Genomic DNA, 18,110 nt, shown 5'->3' with positions numbered 1-18,110 from the left:
ACCCTCTCGCTGGGCTAGGAGAAGAACAACGGCTTGCCTGCGTAGTACTCGACGACCGCCTCGCTCATGCTGATCCGCGACGGCGGATGGAAGACGATGGCCTGTGCGGCGGAAGCCAGGTAGGCCACCTTCGGTGAGGTGATGTAGGCGATGCCGCCCAGCATCTCCACCGCCTGGCCGACAGCCCTGACGAGGAGGTCCTGCACGGAGAAACGGGTGAACAGGGAGGCAGCGGCACAGTCGTTGCCGAGGTCGTCGTCCATGATCCTCCGGGCGACTCCTTCCACCAGGGACACCGCGGTCTCGACGAGAAGGCACAGCTGCGCGCGCTCCGCGGCCGAGCCCCGCCGGTCGCGCAACACCAGGTCGACCAGTGAGCTGGCGACGCCGGTGTAGGAGGCGGCGACAATCATCTGGAACCAGATGACGCCGGCTTCGTTGAGCTCGTCCAGCTTCTCCGCGGCATTCGGTGGCGTGCGGAGAATCTGGTCCTCCTCGACGAACACATCCGTGAGGCGTACCTCGTCGCTCTCGGCGGCAACCAGCGGAAACGTCGACCAGAAGTCATGGACGGAGATGCCCGGCCGGTCGGCGGGGAGCACCAGCAGACCCATCTCGGGAGCACCGTCGTCCCCCGCCAGCGCGACGCTGGCGGTGAGGAGGTCCATCGACCGTGAGAGGCTGCACGGCTTCTTGGAGCCGGTGACGAGATAGCCACCCGGTGTCTTCCGCGCTTCCACCGTCGGACTGAGAATGCCGCGGCCGGACCGCCCCTCGGCGAAGCCCGAGGCGATCAAGGAGCGGTTCTTCGCGACGACGTCGAGCACGGACGTGCGGATGCTGGTGGTGTTGTCGTACAGGGGGCCGACCGCGAAGAGCATGCCGACCGAGAAGTGGTGCATCGCGGTCGCCACCGCCAGCGACGGTGCGAGCGACGCCAGCGCCCGGATGACCCTGACGGCGTCGAGGGCGGAGGCGCCGATCCCTCCGAAGGCGCGGGGCACCAGGAGATTGGTGCCCCCGTACTCCCGGAACAGGGAGATGGCGGGGCTCCCGGGGGACTCCAACCGGTCGAAGGGAACGTCGGCCAGGCGGTCGGCGAGGCCCGGCAGAAGCGTCTCGCAGGCATCGAGGTCACGTTGCAGGAATTTCATCTCTCTCACGCTCTCCAGGAGTGCCGGGGCGGCTTCAGTTGTCGACGAGCCGCATCAGGAAGGGCGGGTACCGCTCGCCGTGGACAGCCGTCGCCGGCACCACGGCCTCCATGGCCGCCCGCTCATCGGCGGTCAGTTCGACCCATACGGCGCCGAGGTTCTCGTCCAGATGGTTGCGGCGGCTGGTGCCCGGGATGGGCACCACGTCCTCGCCCTGGTGGTGAAGCCAGGCCAGGGCCAGCTGTGCGACGGTGAGACCGCGGTCCGCGGCCAGCGGCCGCAACGACTCCACAGCGGTCAGATTGCGTGCGAGGTGGGGCTGGGCGAACCGCGGCAGGGTGCGGCGGAAGTCCCCGGGGGGACCGAGGTCTGCGGTCGAGGTGATCCGGCCGGTCAGGAAGCCTCTCCCGAGGGGGCAGGAGGCGATGATGCCGATGCCCAGCTCCCGGCACGCCGTCACGACCTCTGCCTCGATGCCCCGGCTCCACAGGGACCACTCGCTCTGCACGGCGGTGACCGGGTGCACCGCGTGGGCGCGGCGGATGGTGTCGGCGGAGACCTCGGAGAGGCACAGGTGGCGCACCTTCCCTTCGGCGACGAGCTCCGCGAGAGCACCGATCGCCTCCTCGATCCGTTCCCCGGGGGACGCCCAGTGCTTGATGTAGAGGTCGAGGTGATCGACGCCGAGGCGGCGCAGCGAGCCGTGGCAGCGTTCCCGGATGTAGGCGCGGTCGCCGCGGACTCCCAGGAACTCCCCGTCACGGTCGCGCTCCAGGCCGACCTTGGTGGAGATCAGCACACGTTCCCGTAGGCCCGCGACGGCCTTCCCGAGCAGTCGCTCCCCGTCGCCGAGCCCCTGGACGTCTGCCGTGTCCAGCAGGGTGACGCCCCGGTCGACGGCACGGCGTACGGTGGCGACGGCCTCCGCGGGGTCCGCCTGCCCGTAGAAGGACGTCATGCTCAGGCAGCCCAGTCCCTGTGCCGGCACCTCCAGCCCGCCGAGTCTGCGAGTGGGCAGGGGTGAATGGCCGTCCTTCACCCCTCTGCCCTCCTCGGTGACCGCTCATGTGCGTGCATGCAGGGGCTCACCACGCCTCGATGTGCAGCACGTCGTCGAGGGGCTGCCGTGCGGCGGGCTTGAACTCCGTCCCGAGGGAGTACGCCGTCGGGATCAGCGCCGCCTGGACAACGCCGTCGGGGATGCCGAGCAGTTCGGCGATCTCCTTCTCGTACATGAGGTGCAGGGTGGTCCAGGCAGTGCCCAGCCGGCGTGCGCGGGCGGCGAGCATGTAGCTCCACGCGGCCTGGATGATCGATCCCCACTTGCCCGCCTCGTTGTACTCCGGTGCCCGGCTCGCGTCGAGGCAAGGAATGACGTGGACGGGCACCTCGCCCATCCGCTCACCCAGGTGGGCGACGCTGCTGCCCACGCGCCGCTGCACGGCGTGGCGTTCCGGGTCTTCCGGGAACAGGGACCCGCAGGCACCGTCGGACCCCAGATAGGTCTGCACGGCTCGCCGGTAGTACCGGCCGATCTCGGCTCGCTGGTCCGCGTCCGTCACGACGATCCAGTGCCAGGTCTGCCGGTTGCTGCCGGAGGGAGCCTGCAGGGCGACGCGGATGCAGTCCTTGACGAGTTCCAGCGGTACCGGGCGGGTCAGGTCCAGTCGCTTGCGCACGGAACGTGTGGTCGTCAGCAGTTCGTCCGGTGTGAGCTCCAGCAGTGACATGAGCCGTCCTTCGTTCGTCCGTTGTGCGCGGGCGTAGCCGGGTGCTGCAGGCGTCAACGTGCCGTCCGGTGCGGTCCCGATGTGGAGCTAGGGCGAGTTTCGGGACTTTCGAATCACGCCCTAGCGCCGGATCCGTCCGTCGGGACCGACGCGTTCCAGGACGGCGTACAGTCCGTCGGCCAGCTCGTCGGCTGTGCCGCGGTCCATCACAAGGGGAGGGTTGATCAACAGGGACCGCGGGTTGCCGCGCAGAATGATGCCCTCGTCCTCCCGGAGGGCCTGTGCCACCGGAGCCGTCCCGGTGGGCAGCGGGGTCCGGGCCGTCTTGTCCGCGACGAGTTCGACGCCGAGCATCATGCCGATCTGACGGACATCGCCCACGACGGGCAGATCCCGGAGCGACGCCAGCCTGTTGGCGAGGTGACCGCCGGTCTTGGTGGCGTTGTCCAGCAGATTCTCCCGTTCGATGATGTCCAGGTTGGCGAGCGCGACCGCGCAGGCGGTGGGATGCCCGGTGTACGTGAATCCGATGGGGAAACCCGTGGAGCCACTCACGGCGGCCGCCACCTCTTCGGTGATGAGCACGGCACCGTGCGGGACGTAGCCGGATGTGATCCCCTTCGCGGTCACCAGGATGTCCGGCGTGACCCCGAAGTGTTCGGCGGCGAACCAGTGCCCGGTCCGGCCGTAGGCCGTCACCACTTCATCGAAGATCAGCAGGATGCCGTGGGACCGCAGCAGCTCCGCGACGCGCGGCCAGTAGTCCGGCGGCGGCACGACAGCGCCCCCGACGCTCATGACCGGTTCGCCGATCATCGCCGCGATCCGGTCCGGTCCGATCCGTTCGATGGTCTCCCGCAGTTCCCGCAGGCAGTGTTCGGTGACATCCTCACCGGCGTACTCGGCGGAGTGGTAAGGGTCCGGAGGCGTCAGATGGTGCACGTCCGGCAGCGTGGGGCCGAACCCCTGGTGGTAGACCGGAAGTCCCGAGACACTGCCGGCGCCATAGGCGATGCCGTGGTAGGCCGTCTTCCGCGACAGAATCCAGGTTCGCTCGGGCTGTTCCCTGCGGTAGTGGAAGAACCGGGCCATGCGCAGAGCGATCTCATTTCCCTCCGCTCCGCCGCTGGTGAAGAACACCCGCTCCAGACCGGGCGGTGCGAGCTCGGTCAACCGGACGGCCAGCTCGATCGCCTTGTCGTTGCTCATGCTCTCCCAGATGTGGAAGCACTCCAGTGAAGCCATCTGGGCTGCGGCGGCCTCCACGATCTCGGCCCGGGCATGCCCCACCTGCACCATGCCGAGAACCGCCGCGGCGTCCAAGTACTCCCGCCCCGTGCTGTCGCGGACGTAGCACCCACGGCCCTCGACCATCACGGTGCGGTCCGTGCGGCTGCCCGCCAGGTTGGGGTGCAGCAGCCGGTCACGGTCGGCCCGGATCCACTGGGCGGTCCGCTCCGGTCCGGGCGTCGACGCCTTCCGGGAGATGGTCATGGGGAACGCTCCTTCGGCCAGGTGGCACACGATGGCGGCGAACGGCTGCCGGATTGCAGGGAGTCTGGCAGCCGGGCGATGTGCTCGGCTGACGCGGAGCACGAGCGGAACGTCAAGCGGCCCGCAAGGCCGGGTCACCGGCCTAGGCCGACGGCACCGCCCTCAGGGCGACGTGGTGCGCCCGCGGGTGCGTCGCCTCGCGCAACCCGGGAGGCGCCGGAACGGTGGCGGCCCCCGAGCACGGGCCGGGGTGGTCGTCGGCTTCCGTGAGGAGCAGCTCCTGGCGCACGACGTCCCGGACGAGCGGATGCACGAAGTGGATACGATCCGGGGCTGTTCCGTCCACTGCCAGCAGGCCCCCGCGAACGGCCCGGCGGAGGGCGTCTCCGCGGGCTGGGCCGTCGTCCACCGTTCCCCGTGTGCCGTCCGGGCCGGCTACGGCGCAGGCGTCCAGCACGGCGAGGACGTCCGGCGGGAGCCCGGAAAGCCGCTCGGTGACCACTTCCCGTACCACCGTCGGCACCAGTTCCCGCACGTCCTCGGCTGTGGCCCCGAGGGGGAGCGACTCCAGCAGACTCATCAGGAAGTACGGATTGCCCCCGGAGCGCTCGTGGAGTGCGGGGCACAAGTCGACACCGTCCTCCCGGACAGCCGTGACGATCCTCCTGGTGTCGTGCGGATCGAGCGCGCCCAGACGTATCTCCTCGGCATGAAGCAGTTGCAGTACCGCCGCCCGCATCGCCCGAAGGGCCGGGGCGTCGGCCACGGCGAAGGTCCGGGAGGTGACGACGAGCAGGAAGCGTGAGTGGGCCGACTGGCCCGCGAGGAAGGACAGCAGGGAAAGCGAGGCGGAGTCGGCCCATTGGAAGTCCTCCAGCACCAGCGCCAAGGGGCGGTGACTCAGTCCCAGCCACGCCTGGCTCATGGCGTCGTGGAACGCGAACCGCCCTGGTCCCGACCACTGCGGTCCCTTGCCCGCGTCCAGCTCCGGGGCCGGCTCGGCGACCAGGGACGCGAGCACCTGCCGGACGCCGTCCGGCAGAACTTCCACGGCGTCCGGCCGGCGTGCCGCTACCCGGCGCAGCGCCTGGATCCAGGGCCAGTACGGGGGCACGTCGTCGCGCCGCGGGCAGTGGACCGTGACCACGTCGGTGCCGACTTCCCGGCACCGACGGGAGAATTCCCGCAGGAGCCTGGTCTTGCCCGCACCGGCCTCCCCGACGAGCAGCACGGTGCGTCCGTCCCCGCGGTGCCCGGCCTCCGCGGCTGTCAGCAACCGCCGCAGCTCGCTCCGGCGCCCGGCAAAAGGACCGGCGGTCATCGGCCCCTCCCCCGGGCCGCACGGCCCTGTCGCAGCGACCGGCTCATCGGACTCCCCACGCCGCTCGGCGGACCGCCCACTCACCAGCGGCACTCCGGATGCGCTCCGGCAGGACGCGGACGGAGCGAGCGACGGATCGTGACGAAGAATCATTTCGTGGACCCGTCTCAGCTCCGGGCCGACGTCCGCACCGAGTTCGTCCGCGAGGTACTGCCGTGTGCACTCGAACTGGCGCAGGGCATCCGCCTGTCGACCGTTGCGGTACTGAGCCCGCATCAGTTGGAACACCAGCCGCTCACGCAGCGGATGACGAACGGCTTCGCTTTCCAGCTCGCTCAGGACCTCCTCGCTGCGCCCCAGGACGAAGGCCGCGTCAGCGCGCGCCTCCACCGCGGTCAGCCGCAGTTGATCCAGTCGTTCCGCCTCGCGGTCCACGAACTCGTACGCCGCGAGATCCTCGAAGGGCGGGGCAGTCCACAGACGCAGCGCCTCGGACAGCATCGCGAACGACTCCCGGGGCTCGCCGTGCCGCTGGGCGGCCAGCCCGCGTTCGACCGTTCGCTCGAACCTCATGACATCGACATGGTCCGGGTCCGTATGGAGCACGTACCCCGGCGAGCGGTACTCCAGCCGGAGCACCCCACCGCCGTACAGCGGCTTGGTGGCGACCGACCCGCGCAACCGCGACACATAGGACTGCAGTGTCGCGACGGCCTGATCCGGCGGCCCGGACTCCCAGATGCTCCGGGCCATCGACGAGACCGGCACGACCTTGCCGGCGTTGATCAGCAACAGCGCGAGCACGGCGCGGCGGCGCGGCGGCCCCAGCTGCAACGGTCCCCCGGGCAGCCGTACGGTCATGGTGCCGAACGCGGATACCGCGGCAGGCACAGCGCCGGTAGCCGGCATGCGGATCCGGCGCGGAGCGTCATCGCGCTGCTGCCCCGGCAGAGTTGTCCCCGTCATTCCTCTTCCTCCCAAGGGTCCCGCTCCCACGAGCGCGGGCCCCTGCTCTGGCGCTCCCCGGACCTGGGTGTCGCCCTGGTGCGGTGGCTCCCATGCCGAGCACCCGAGCCACGCCTCTTGTGTCGGTCCGGCCGGACAGTGGAAAGTTCCTCTTTGCGGGTCTCGGGGGGGCCTCCCGTGCGCCCCGGATCATCGGACACGAGCTGCCCCGAGAGCGGTCCTTCGTGCGCGGCACCGCCTTCACCGGTACCAGCGGCCAGTACCCAGCACACCGCGATCCGCCACTACGAGCCTTTGACGTGTCGACAGCGGACGCGGGCGTCATCACCCATTTCGCCGCCCACCTCCCATGGCCCAGCGCGCTGACTCGTACTCAGCTTGGACCCCGCCCGAGCACGGGCGGTAGGTCAATTGACTGTCGGCGCCCGACGGCACCTCAGTCGTCAGTCGAGGGGCCCGGCTCAGTCACCCTTCAGCGCCCGGGCGAGTGCGGCCCGGGAGGAGATGCCGAGCTTGGGGAAGATCTTGTACAAATGGGCGCCCACCGTCCGCGGGGACAGCCGTAACGCGTTCCCGATCTCCTTGTTGCTCAGACCGGTTGCCGCAAGCTGGGCGATGCGCATCTCCTGGGCGGTCAGCGGCGTTCCCTGCCCGTTCGGGACGCTCGCTCCCGCGGAGTGCCCGGCGGCCCGAAGTTCCTCCGCGCAGCGCTGCGCCCACGGCCCGGCGTGGAGCTCCCGGAACACCTGGTGTGCCTCACTCAGGACATCGCGGGCCTCCGCGCGATGGCGGCGGCGCAGCCACGAGCCGTGGGCCAGCCGCAGCCGGGCCAGTTCGAAGATCCACTGGTCGGCGCCGGGAACGGAGTACGCGGCCCGGTAAAGGTCATCCGCCTCGTCATCAGCCGCCGCGAGGGCGGTGGCCGCGGCCAGCAAGAAGGCATGGTGCCCGGAGATCTCCCCGATCCGCGCCTCCCGCCCGGCCGCGACGTGCGCCTGGGCCTCACGTCGTCGCCCGGTATGGACGGCGGCATCGACGAGGTCGAAGAACGGCAGGTGGAACCAGGGCAGCCCCGGAGGCAGGACGCCGGGTGATGTGATCTTCACCAGCCGGCAGTACGCGTCCTCGTACCGGCCGTGTGCCAGCGCGGCCAGAGCGCGCAGATGGTCCAGGTGGTCGGTGACGAACCGCATACGGGCGCGCGCCGCCACCGGCCTGATCCGCCGGTCGATCTCTGCCAGCCCTGCCTCGTCGCCCCGACCGGCCAGGAAGTGGGCGTAGTAGTGCCGGAACAACAGCGCGTTGCAGTGATACCCGAGTTCGTCCGCGGCCTCGGCCTCGCGCAGGCAGTCAGGGGCCGCGTCCCAGCGGCCACGCAGGAAGTCGTGGTAGCACTTGGCCTTCGCGATCGTGCCCTGGGTGGCGTAGCCGTGCTGTCCGGTGAAGCGCCGCCACAAGAGGCCATCGGCAACGTCGACCGCGGAAGCGGTCCACAGCAGCAGCCAGGCGGCGCCCGCCTCCTGCTCCTCGCTCATCTGCTCGACCAATGCGCCCAACTCCGCGGGCACCGCGTGCGCGGTACGGGCCGTGTCGGTCCACGCCCGGTGACACAGCCTCGCCAGGTCGGAGACCTTCTCCCGGTGCTCCTCCAGCACGCGCCAGGCCCCCGGGTCACCGGTGTAGGTGGCGGCCAGCAGCAGCTTGAAGTACACCTGCTCGGCCAAGCCGCCGAAGGCCTCCGCGCCCGGCTCGGCCAAGGCGTCGAGGGCCCCGGGCAACAGGGTGAAGGACGACTCGAAGTCAACGCTGTGGCTCTGGTCCACATACACCACCGCGTAGGCGAACAGCGGCGCGATGTCCGGCGGCACCGGCCCGCTCTTGAGCTCCGTCACCAACCGTGCCGTGTAGGAGAGTTGACCGCTGCGGGCGGCCATCACCGCGGCCCACGTGAGCCGCCTGGCCCGGTCCGCCGGGTCGGTGCTCAGGGCCGCGGCCCGGTCCACGAGCAGCGCTCCCTCCGCGTCGCCGCCGCGTCGTGAGAGCCGCAGGCCGGCCTCGTGCAGCCGGGCGGCCAGGTCCTCATCCGGGAGGAGCGTGGCCGAGGCCTCGTGCACCAGGCGCCGCGGATCATCGGACACCAAACCCTTGGCCAGCGTCCGGTGCGCCTCACGCCGCTCGGACCTCGTGGCCGCGGAGACCACCGCGCTCCGCACCAATGGGTGGCGGAACGTCAGCCTCCCACTTGCGTCCAAGTGCGCCAGGCCGCCGGCCTCGATGTGCTCCAGGACGTCCTCCGCGTCCTCCCCCGCTGCACGCAGCCAGGCGCCGGCGGAACCCGCCACAGCACCGCTGGCGAGCGCCACCAGCAGCAGCACCCGCCTGGCTGCCGGGGACAACGCGCGCAGCCGTTCGGCGAACAGCCGGTCAAGCCGCTCTCCGAGCGGAAGCCGCTCCGGCAGCGGTACGACCCCTTTGCGCTGCCCCTCGTTCAACTGCCGTGGAAGCTCCACAAGCGCCAGCGGGTTGCCACCCGCCTCCACCAGCACCCGGTCGGCGGTGCCGAGCGCCAGTCCCGGATGACATCGCTTCAACAGCGCGCCCGAGTCGGCATGGCCAAGGGATTCGACCTCGACGAGCCGGGCCGACCACGCCTCCACCGCCATGCCGCCGGGGCGACTCGCGGTGAGGATCACCAGCGGGAGCTCGGCGGACCGCCGCTGCAGAAAGGCGAACACCGTGGCGCTGGAGGAGTCGGCCCAGTGCAGATCGTCCAGCAGAAGCAGCAGCGGCCGACGGCGTGCAGCCTCCGCGAGCAGGGCGAGTGCCGACGCCCCGACGGTGAACCCGCTGGGCGGCATCCCGGCGCGTACGCCCAGGACGCTCTCCAGCGCCTCCCGCTGGTGCGGCGGGAGCCCTTCGGAGCGCTCCAGCAGCGGCCACAGGATTTGGTGCAGCACACCGAAGGCGAACTCCGTCTCCGCTTCGGTGCCGATGGCTCGGAGCACCATGAACTCGGCCGCACGCGCCCGCTCCTCAGCCCACGCCAGCAGCGCGGTCTTGCCGATGCCCGCCCCGCCACGCAGCAGCACGGCGCACCCGCCCGCTCCGGACTTGGCCCGGTCCAATGCCCGACCCAGCAGCTCAGTTTCCTGCCGACGCCCGACGAGCTCAGTCGCATTCCGGCCGTCTACCGCACCCACCTCCCCATGTCCCCGAGCTCCACAGGGGCCATCCGCGCCCGTCCCCAGGGCGTGGAGGTGGCGGGATTCCCGCAACAATCGGATGTTTCAGCACATGCCACCGAAAGGCACGATCCTCAGGTTAGCGGCCGTTCACGAGTTCCGGGAGGGCATCTTTCAGCTATGAGGCCGGAAGGGTTCACAGGGTGGCCGCCCGGCGGGGTGAGTCCGCTTCGGCGACACTTCCGGCATCGGGCAGCGATGTCGTCCCAGGCCGAGTTGACACGTCAGGGGCCATCTGTCCCGCTAGATTGACGGCGTGATCGTTCGGGAGGCCGGTGAACGTCGTGCGCGAGGCTGGTACCTCGCGGCCGCAGGAGTGTTCGCGGTCGGCATGGCAGGGACCACGCTCCCGACCCCGCTGTACGGGCTCTACGAGGAACAGATCGGGTTCTCCGAACTGATCGTGACCGTGGTCTTCGCGGTCTACGCGCTCGGGGTGATCGCCGCACTGCTGGTCGCCGGTGACTTCTCCGACATTCTGGGCCGACGCCCGGTGCTGCTCTTCGCTCTGGGCCTGTCGGTCCTGAGCGCGGTGTGCTTCCTGGGTGAAAGCGGGCTGCCGCTGCTGTTCGTGGGGCGGCTGCTTTCGGGATTCTCCGCGGGGCTCCTCAGCGGGGCCGCGACGGCTGCCGTGCTGGAGCTGGCACCCCCGGAGCTGCACGGTCAGGCGGCATTCGCCGCCACAGCCGCCAACATGGGCGGCCTGGGCTGCGGCCCGCTGCTGTCCGGGTTCCTGGCGCAGTATGCGCCCTGGCCGCTTCGACTGCCCTTCCTCGTACACATCGCCTTGCTCGTGGCGGCCCTCGCCGTCACCCGCGCCCTGCCGGAGACAGTGGCGCGCCGCACTCCCCGCCCGCCGCTGCGCCCTCAAGGCATGGTCGTACCTCCTGAGACGCGCGAAGCGTTCGTACCGGCCGGGCTGGCCGCGTTCGCCGGCTTCTCTCTGCTCGGACTGTTCACTGCAGTGGCGCCGGGCTTCATCTCCCAGGTCCTGGGGGAGCACAATCTCGCCGTTACCGGCGTGGTCGTCTTCTCGGCGTTCTGCTCGTCCACCGTCGGCCAGTCCTTGATGGGCCGGGTGGGCGTGCGTCGCGCGCTGCCCACCGGTTGCCTCGTCCTGACGGCCGGCATGGCCATCGTGGCGTCCTCCCTCCTGATGGAGTCCCTGCCGGTGCTGGTCGCAGGCGCAGTGGTCGGGGGCCTCGGCCAAGGCCTGGCATTCCGCGCGGCCATGACCAGCGTGAGTGCGGTGGCTCCGAACGATCGCCGTGGCGCGACGATCTCAGCCTTCTTCGTCGTCGCCTACGTCGGAATCTCCCTGCCGGTGGTCGGGGTCGGGGCGCTCGCCCTGGCTCTCGGGCTGCGCGACGCGGGTCTGGTCTTCGCAGCTTGCGTGATTCTGCTGTCGGCCGGCGTGGGCGTGTTCCTCCTGCGTCGGCCGCCTCAGACGGACTGACAGCGGGCAGCAAGCGTCGTGACCCCCACCGCAGACCCATGCCACATTGGGAGCATCTGCCACGCGATGCGGCTCGGGCCACGATGGCGCTCCGCTCGGCCCGGGCAGGTGTGGGCCGGGCCCGCGGGGGCATCCCAGACCGTGCTTCAGAACCCGGGTCAACGCTGCGCCGGGCGGAGCACCCGTTCTCCCTCCGCACAAGCGATGTCCTCGGAGGTGCGACGCTCCGGAAGCGCTCCCGCCTCGGCGGACAGGTCTGCCCACTGAACCGCCCCAGTCCAAATAAGGCTTGGTGCCGCACCGCATGCGGTCAGGGCCTGCATGTGCCTTCCGAAACCGCTGCCCGGGGGCCGCTGCAAACAGTCATACCGGACCCGGAGGCCAGCGGCCCTCTTGCAGGACCGCGAAAGAGATAACGGGGTCAGGCGAACAGCTGGGAACCGAGTGGGTGTTGCCGGTCGAAGCCGGGGAGGATCAGGAAGGTCGCGCTGGCGGTTGTGGTGGTGAATTGCAGCAGTGCGTCGGAGGTGTCCATGTGGGTGAGGGTGGCGGTGAAGGTCCGCAGGTCGTTCTGGAAGCTGATGAAGAGCAGGCCGGGGGCGGGCTCGTCGGTGCTGTAGGAGCGGCGGAGCATGAGGCCGGCGCCGACCACGGAGGGGTTCGCCCTGCGTACGTGGGCGTCTGCGGGGACGAGATAGCGTCCGTCCGGTGTCTTGGCGCCGAGTTGCGGGCCTGAGGCGACGGTGCCGCCGGAGAGGGGGACGCCGCTGGCCCGGCGCCGCCCGAAGACCGCTTCCTGCTCGGCTACGGACAGGGCGGCGAACCGGGGCAGGTCGAGTTCCATGCGCCGCAGTACGGCAAGGGTGCCGCCGGCGACCGCAGGGGGCCCGGCCAGCCACAGGTCGCGTTGTTGTTCGGCGGTCGTATGTGGACCCACGATGCCGTCGATGAAACCGAGCGGGTTTCGTGGCGCGGTGAGGCCGTTGCCGACGGGCACGTTCGTACCGCGGCGTGCGGACTGCCGCCAGCGTTCGTGGATGCGGTCACCGGCCTGGTCCACAAGCGCGGCGGCGACGACCGGCAGGAGCAGCGCGTCGCTGGCGCAGATCTGCATCAGCAGGTCACCGCCGCGTGCCCGCGGAGCGATCCGCTCGCGGGAGAATCGCGGGAGGCCGGCCGCGCCGGGCAGCGAGGCACCGGCCGTGCGCACCAGTCGGGGGCCCACGCCGACGGTCACGGTGAGGTCGCCCGGTGGCAGGCCCAGCAGCCGCGGGTCGTTCCCCGCGACGAGTGAGCGGATGGCCTGGCCCAGGTCGTCCAGTAACGGGCCGGGAGCCACGGTGGCACCGAGGTCGGCCACCACGGCCAGCAGGTTGCGCTGGGCCGGCTGGGGGAGCGTGATGCCTGCCTGATGCCGGCCCGTCGCCACCACCGACGTCGGCGTGGCCGGTGCGGTGGGGGCGTGCCGGCCTGGCCGGGCGGAGTCCGATGCGCACCCGGCGGTCAGGCCGACGGCCACCATGGTGCCGGTGACATCGAGGAACGCGCGGCGCGACGGACGGTGATCGGCTCGATGCATGGGGTGCAGAGTGCCACATCCGCATCGTGTGCGCGGGTCGATCTCACCAATTACGGCGTGGAATTGGGCGTTCTGCCAGACTGCGATCATGCCTCGATTAGCTTTTCGCGTGGTGGCGGCGGTACTGGGCACGCTGGCACTTGTGGTCGGCTGCGGCGGCGGTGGCGATGACGGATCGGGCAAAGGCCGTCGACCGACCGGTGCACATGTGACGATCCGAGTGCCTGCCGATGCCCCGACGATCTCGGATGCGGTGTCCTTGGCTCGGCCCGGTGATCTGGTGCTGGTCGCTCCTGGCGTGTACCACGAGTCGGTGAAGATCGACACGGCTCGCATCACTCTTCGCGGCGCGTCCCGGGACAGGGTCGTCATCGACGGGCGGTTGCGGCAGCCGAACGGTGTCGTCGTCGCGGCGCCCGGAGTGGCCGTGGAGAACCTGACGGTGGAGAACAACACGCAGAACGGAGTGCTGGTCACCGGTTCGGCGGCGGCGGCCGCGGGTCTGCCGGGGCAGAGCGGCGGCTACGACACCGGCGATGAGCCGGTCACCTTCCTGAAGTCGTTCCTGGTCTCGTATGTGACCGCGACCCGCAACGGTCTGTACGGCATCTACGCGTTCTCCGCGCAGGACGGTGTCATCGAGCACTCGTACGCGTCAGGCGGGGCCGACTCGGGGATCTATGTCGGGCAGTGCAAGCCGTGTCGCGTCGTGGTGCGGGACAACGTCGCCGAACTCAACGCGGTCGGTTACGAAGGCACCAACGCCGGCGGCGACATGTATGTGGTCCGCAACCGTCTTGTCGGCAACCGGGTCGGCCTGACCACCAACTCCGACCACCAGGAGAAGCTGCTCCCGCAGCGGGGCGCCGTCATCGCGGGCAATCTGATCGCCGCCAACCAGCAGCGGGCCACCCCGCAGCAGGCCGACGGCGGGTGGGGCACCGGCATCGGCATCGACGGCGGCAGCGACAACCAGTTCGTCCGCAACCGCATCGCCGACAACAGCAACGCCGGGCTGGTGATCACCGCAACCGCCGACATTCCGTCGGTCGGCAACCGGATCATGGACAACACGTTCACCCGCAACGGCGTCGACGTCGGCTGGATGTTCCCCACCGCCACGCGGGGACGGGGCAACTGCCTGCGTGGCAACGATCTGCGCACCACGGTGCCCGCCCGGCTCGCGACAGCCGCGTCCTGTCCGCTGCCCGCCAAGTCGCCCTCGCCGGCCGGCAGGTGGGCGATGCGGACGGCACCCGGTGGCATCCCGTTCACCAAGGTCGCGGCGCCTGATCGACAGCCGCAGTTCCCTCACGCCACCACTACGGGCGCCACCGCCGTCCCAGCCGTTCCGGCCCTGCCGGACGTGGCCGGCATCCCGCTGCCGCCGGCGTCCCTGCTCGCCACGGACGCGCGGGTGCGGACGTCCTGAACAGCGGCTACCGCGTCGGGGCGACTCCGGGCACCGGCTTGACCGGAACGTACTTGTGGGTGTCGAAATCGATGACCACCGGCTGCGACCCGGAACCCACGCTGATGCGGACCCGGTACATGGTGCCGTCCGAGCCGACCCAGTAGCGCACCCTGTCCGCCGTACCGGAGCGGTCGCGGGAGGACGGCCCGGTCATGACGTCCACCCGATGCCCGTCCACCTGGTCTCGTCCCAGCCAGGCGGCGCCGTTCTGCGGCAGCAGTTCGGCGTTGTCCGGCCGGTCGATACCGAGGCTGAGTGCGATGGCCAGCGAACTGTCGAGCGAGCTGCCGGACGACTGCAGCGGACGGCTGTACCAGCCCGAGCGGGGCGGCGACGCGGGTGCGTGCGCCGGGGCGTTCGCCATCGGGTGGACGAACACCGCGGTGGCCGTCCACTCGATCAGCCCGTCGCTGGATGTGTCGCGCCCGGTGCCGTGCACCACGCCATAACCGATCTTGCGTTGGTAGTCGACGGACCCGGTGACGATCAGTCCTCCGGCGGTACCCGGCACGGTGATCGTCAACGCGCGGCCGTGCGCCTCGTAGTTACGGAACCGCGTCATCGCCAGCCGGTTCACCTCATCCGACGTCAGGGCGCGCGGACCGGTGGGGCCAGAACCGCCGTCGGCGACCAGGAACGCGGCCACCGCGACGGCCGCTGCGCCGATGACGGCTGCCGCCCAGCGGGGCCGCAACCTTCGGCCCCGGTCAGCCGCACGGCCTGGTCGAGTTTGCCGGCTTGTCACGCTCCGCACGCGACTCGACGCTGACACTCTGCTGATTCACCCTCTCAATCACCACACCGCTCGGCCGCCGTGCGGTCGCGGCGACCCTCGGCAGTCCGGTGACAGACGACTTGAAGGCCGGCCCTCGTGGACCGGCCGAGACGTGATCTGCCTGACCGCGCCATACGGATCGCGGGCAGGCAGATCACTGTTGTTCGCTTCGTTCAGTGTTTCTCGGCGCGACGCTTCCGGCTCACGAACGCGATGGCCAGACCCGCACCCACCAGCAGACCGACGAGGGCGATCACCTGTGGCAGCCCGGTCATACCGGTGTTCGCCAGCGGACCCTTGCTCCCGCCGGTCGGGGCCGGGTTGGCAGGCGGCGCGCCTGACGGCGGCGAGGCCGGGACCGGTGGTGAGGTCGGGGCCGGGGTCGGTGGTGAGGTCGGGGGCGCGGGATCGGTCGGGGTCGGGGTCGGGGTCGCGGTATCGGTCGGAGTCGGGGTCGCGGTATCGGTCGGGGATGGGGTCGGGTTCGCGGTATCCGTCGGAGTCGGAGTCGGCGTTGCCTTCGGGATGTACACCCCGGCGTCGATCGTGTGATCGACGCCGCCCGGCTTGTCCGGCGCCGTGACAGGCACGGAACCGTTGCACAATGGCCCGGTGGTCGGCGGGGTCACATTGGAGTCATGCGCACGGTTGGCACCGGCTCGCGGGAGTGTGAACCGCAGCTCGCTCGCCGGGGGCTGGTCGGGCACCTTGCCGGTGTCCGCGGTGCACACGTCGAACTGCACCGTGTACTTCGCGCCCGGCGTGAGCTCGTACTCGGCGCCGACACCACCGAAGTAGTACTCGCCGGCGGCATTGGTCCTGGTCGTGGCGACCTGTTTGCCGTCCGCGTCCAGCAGGTTGATCGTCGCCCCCGGCAGCAGCACGTGCCCCGGGTCCTGGATCCCGTTGTGGTCGCCGTCGAACCACACGACGTTGCCGATCTGGATCGGCGCGTTCGCCGCCGCGTACGCGATGTCACCGAGCCCGCCGGCCTTGCCGAACCCGCCTTGTACCCCGCTGACGAACTGGAACCCGTTGGCGGCCGGGTTGTTGCCCGGACCCTGACCGGTCGTGATGTCGTGGTACCCGGTCCCTGAGGTCGCGACGTTGACGACCGGGTCGAACTCCGTGCTGACGACCCACTGCTGCTGCGGGATATAGGCCACCGACCCCAGCGCGGTCTCCTGGTGCGCGTTGGCGTAAAAGTCGCCCGGGAAGTATTCGGCGACATCGGCGGCCTGGCCGCCATTGTTGGCGGGGGTGGCGTGGTTGGGACAACTGCCGGTGCCTTCCCACTGGTATTCACCGGTGGGAGTGGCGCAGACCATGGTGATGTCACCACCGGACATGGCGTGTTCCGCCGTGTCGTTCCCCGGGCGGGGGTCCAGCCCGCCCCAACTGAGCACGTCCATGAACCGGTCGCGGAAACCCAGGATCAGCGAGCCGTCGCGGGCGAAGGCCAGGGAGGCCAGCTCCGGCTGCGGATCGATGAAGACGCCGCCCGACTTCCGGTCGTCCCACGTGTCCAGGCTGGTGTTCCACGGGTTCCAGTGGGTGGCCTTGTCGCCGGAACCGAAGACGCTGCCGCGTTTGTCCGTGAGCGGGTGGCTCAGCACCGTGGTGAACCGCTTGCCGTCGTAGGTGGAGACGAAGGCTTTCAGGTCCGCGCGCTGCTGCGTGCTCTCCGCGCTGCACACGCCGCCCACGTACAGCGTGTTGTTGTGGACCTGGAGACCGAACGGCCGCCAGTCGCCGGGGCTCGCGCACCCCGGGTCCGGGATCGGGACCGTCGCCTCGGGCTCCGAGGCGGTGGCCCCTGTCGCGTCGAAGCTCACCAGGCTGCGGGTCCGCAAGTTCACCGCGTACAGCGTGGAGCCGTCCTCCGACAGGGCCAGGCCACCGATACTCTCCTTGCCCGGCGCGTCGGTGAACCCGGCATCCTTGATCATGTTGGCGGTGTCGTGCTGCGTCACCGCGGCGTCCGGCACCCGCGCGAACAGCTGTGGCGCACCCGAGCCGTTGACCGGCACCGTGTAGATCGCGCCCCCGCCCTGCGGCCCGTACGGGGCGTACCGGCGGGCGAACGCGCTCTGGAACAGCTGGGTCCGGTCCTTGTCGTACGCCAACCCGAACGTCGTGCCCACCTGGTCCTGCGTGGCCAGCGTGTCCGGGCACGCCACATCGGTGGGACACGTGCCCCGGGTCTTCGTCCCGAACGCCACCAACGCCCGGGTGTCCGTCCCGTTGGCGCCGTTGTGGACCGGTACGAAATACCGTGAGTCCGGCAGTGCGTAGTCGGCCGGATCCCACACCCCCGTCACCACCGAGGCGTTCTTTCCGTCCGACACATCCACGAACGAAGTGAAGCTGTTGAAGTGGTTCTCCGCCGTCGACGCGGGCGCCGCCCTCAGATAGTCACTGTACGGTGCCGGGATACTGACGTCGACGCGGTACTGGCCGCCGTTCAGCACCGTCGACTGCGCCACCACGACCTTTCCGGTGGCATCGGTGACGCCCGTGACAACGTGCCCAGCAGGGTCGGAGATCTCCACCTTCATGCCCCGCTGGGGCACGTCCATCGTGGTGTTGATCACGCCGGTGCCGAAGAAGTCGCGCAGCACCTCAACCGTCAGCGTGCCATCTGCGGTCGAAGCGGCGGCCGATCCAGCCGTCGCTCCTACGGCGCCGCCTGCCAGCAAGAGAACAGATAACCCTATGCGCGCCAGCGGCCCCGCAAGCCTGCGGGCCGACCGGCGTGAGTCTCTGCCGACTCGGTTCATGGCATCACACTCCACACTTCTCTTGTCGTGAAAACGAAGCACCCGCTTCTCGCCGCACGTCCAGTGGCCCCAGGCGCGCGGATGCCGGCCGCGAACGCCACGGAAAAGAAAAAGGGCCCACCGCTGCTGCGTGAACAAC

General features: G+C 70.2%; 11 protein-coding genes. 2 read left to right on the top strand and 9 right to left on the bottom strand.

Features of this window, described 5'->3' with window-relative positions; genetic code table 11:
- Positions 1-14: 14 nt before the first annotated feature.
- The 6 genes from ACFYYR_RS15005 to ACFYYR_RS14980 form a co-directional block, all read right to left on the bottom strand.
- Entirely contained in the window at positions 15-1,154 is a 1,140-nt protein-coding gene (locus tag ACFYYR_RS15005; protein ID WP_388852043.1) for an acyl-CoA dehydrogenase, read from the bottom strand.
- 34 nt (positions 1,155-1,188) lie between these two features.
- Positions 1,189-2,193, bottom strand: a complete 1,005-nt coding sequence (locus tag ACFYYR_RS15000) for an aldo/keto reductase (RefSeq protein ID WP_388852040.1) — start codon at positions 2,191-2,193, stop codon at positions 1,189-1,191.
- 46 nt (positions 2,194-2,239) lie between these two features.
- Complete coding sequence (locus tag ACFYYR_RS14995; RefSeq protein WP_388852037.1) at positions 2,240-2,884, bottom strand: nitroreductase family protein; 645 nt, start codon at positions 2,882-2,884, stop codon at positions 2,240-2,242.
- A gap of 120 nt (positions 2,885-3,004) precedes the next feature.
- Complete coding sequence (locus tag ACFYYR_RS14990; protein WP_388852034.1) at positions 3,005-4,378, bottom strand: aspartate aminotransferase family protein; 1,374 nt, start codon at positions 4,376-4,378, stop codon at positions 3,005-3,007.
- A gap of 142 nt (positions 4,379-4,520) precedes the next feature.
- Positions 4,521-6,665 (bottom strand): BTAD domain-containing putative transcriptional regulator, encoded by a 2,145-nt coding sequence (locus ACFYYR_RS14985; RefSeq protein ID WP_388852031.1) that lies wholly within the window; start codon positions 6,663-6,665, stop codon positions 4,521-4,523.
- Positions 6,666-7,126: 461 nt separating this feature from the next.
- Positions 7,127-9,865, bottom strand: coding sequence for an AAA family ATPase (locus tag ACFYYR_RS14980; protein ID WP_388852028.1), 2,739 nt, complete (start codon positions 9,863-9,865; stop codon positions 7,127-7,129).
- 373 nt (positions 9,866-10,238) lie between these two features.
- Between ACFYYR_RS14980 and ACFYYR_RS14975 the strand changes: the two genes are divergently transcribed.
- Positions 10,239-11,363: an MFS transporter gene (locus ACFYYR_RS14975; RefSeq protein WP_388852025.1), complete on the top strand. Its 1,125-nt coding sequence runs from the start codon at positions 10,239-10,241 to the stop codon at positions 11,361-11,363.
- 421 nt (positions 11,364-11,784) lie between these two features.
- On the opposite strand, the gene ACFYYR_RS14970 is transcribed toward ACFYYR_RS14975, so the two are convergent.
- The gene (locus ACFYYR_RS14970) at positions 11,785-12,942 is read right to left on the bottom strand and encodes a Dyp-type peroxidase (RefSeq protein WP_388852023.1); all 1,158 of its coding nucleotides are present in this window, start codon (positions 12,940-12,942) and stop codon (positions 11,785-11,787) included.
- A gap of 88 nt (positions 12,943-13,030) precedes the next feature.
- On the opposite strand from ACFYYR_RS14970, the gene ACFYYR_RS14965 reads away from it, so the two are divergent.
- Complete coding sequence (locus ACFYYR_RS14965; RefSeq protein ID WP_388852020.1) at positions 13,031-14,374, top strand: right-handed parallel beta-helix repeat-containing protein; 1,344 nt, start codon at positions 13,031-13,033, stop codon at positions 14,372-14,374.
- A gap of 7 nt (positions 14,375-14,381) precedes the next feature.
- Here the strand turns inward: ACFYYR_RS14965 and ACFYYR_RS14960 are convergent, their stop codons facing one another.
- Positions 14,382-15,062 carry a hypothetical protein gene (locus ACFYYR_RS14960; RefSeq protein ID WP_388852539.1) on the bottom strand — a complete coding sequence of 227 codons (681 nt, stop codon included), beginning with the start codon at positions 15,060-15,062 and terminating at the stop codon, positions 14,382-14,384.
- Positions 15,063-15,364: 302 nt separating this feature from the next.
- A complete protein-coding gene (locus tag ACFYYR_RS14955) occupies positions 15,365-17,971 on the bottom strand; it encodes an SdrD B-like domain-containing protein (RefSeq protein ID WP_388852536.1) in 2,607 nt (868 codons plus the stop codon).
- Positions 17,972-18,110 lie beyond the last annotated feature (139 nt).

Source organism: Streptomyces sp. NPDC001922 (assembly GCF_042891165.1).
GTDB lineage: Bacteria > Actinomycetota > Actinomycetes > Streptomycetales > Streptomycetaceae > Streptomyces.
This window is presented reverse-complemented; position numbering and strand designations above follow the sequence as displayed.

Excerpts from the sequence above, each read along its gene's own strand:
- ACFYYR_RS15005 (WP_388852043.1), bottom strand. The coding sequence starts at position 1,154 with ATGAAATTCCTGCAACGTGACCTCGATGCCTGCGAGACGCTTCTGCCG.
- ACFYYR_RS14995 (WP_388852037.1), bottom strand. The coding sequence starts at position 2,884 with ATGTCACTGCTGGAGCTCACACCGGACGAACTGCTGACGACCACACGT.
- ACFYYR_RS14990 (WP_388852034.1), bottom strand. The coding sequence starts at position 4,378 with ATGACCATCTCCCGGAAGGCGTCGACGCCCGGACCGGAGCGGACCGCC.
- ACFYYR_RS14985 (WP_388852031.1), bottom strand. The coding sequence starts at position 6,665 with ATGACGGGGACAACTCTGCCGGGGCAGCAGCGCGATGACGCTCCGCGC.
- ACFYYR_RS14975 (WP_388852025.1), top strand. The coding sequence starts at position 10,239 with ATGGCAGGGACCACGCTCCCGACCCCGCTGTACGGGCTCTACGAGGAA.
- ACFYYR_RS14970 (WP_388852023.1), bottom strand. The coding sequence starts at position 12,942 with ATGCATCGAGCCGATCACCGTCCGTCGCGCCGCGCGTTCCTCGATGTC.
- ACFYYR_RS14965 (WP_388852020.1), top strand. The coding sequence starts at position 13,031 with ATGCCTCGATTAGCTTTTCGCGTGGTGGCGGCGGTACTGGGCACGCTG.
- ACFYYR_RS14955 (WP_388852536.1), bottom strand. The coding sequence starts at position 17,971 with ATGAACCGAGTCGGCAGAGACTCACGCCGGTCGGCCCGCAGGCTTGCG.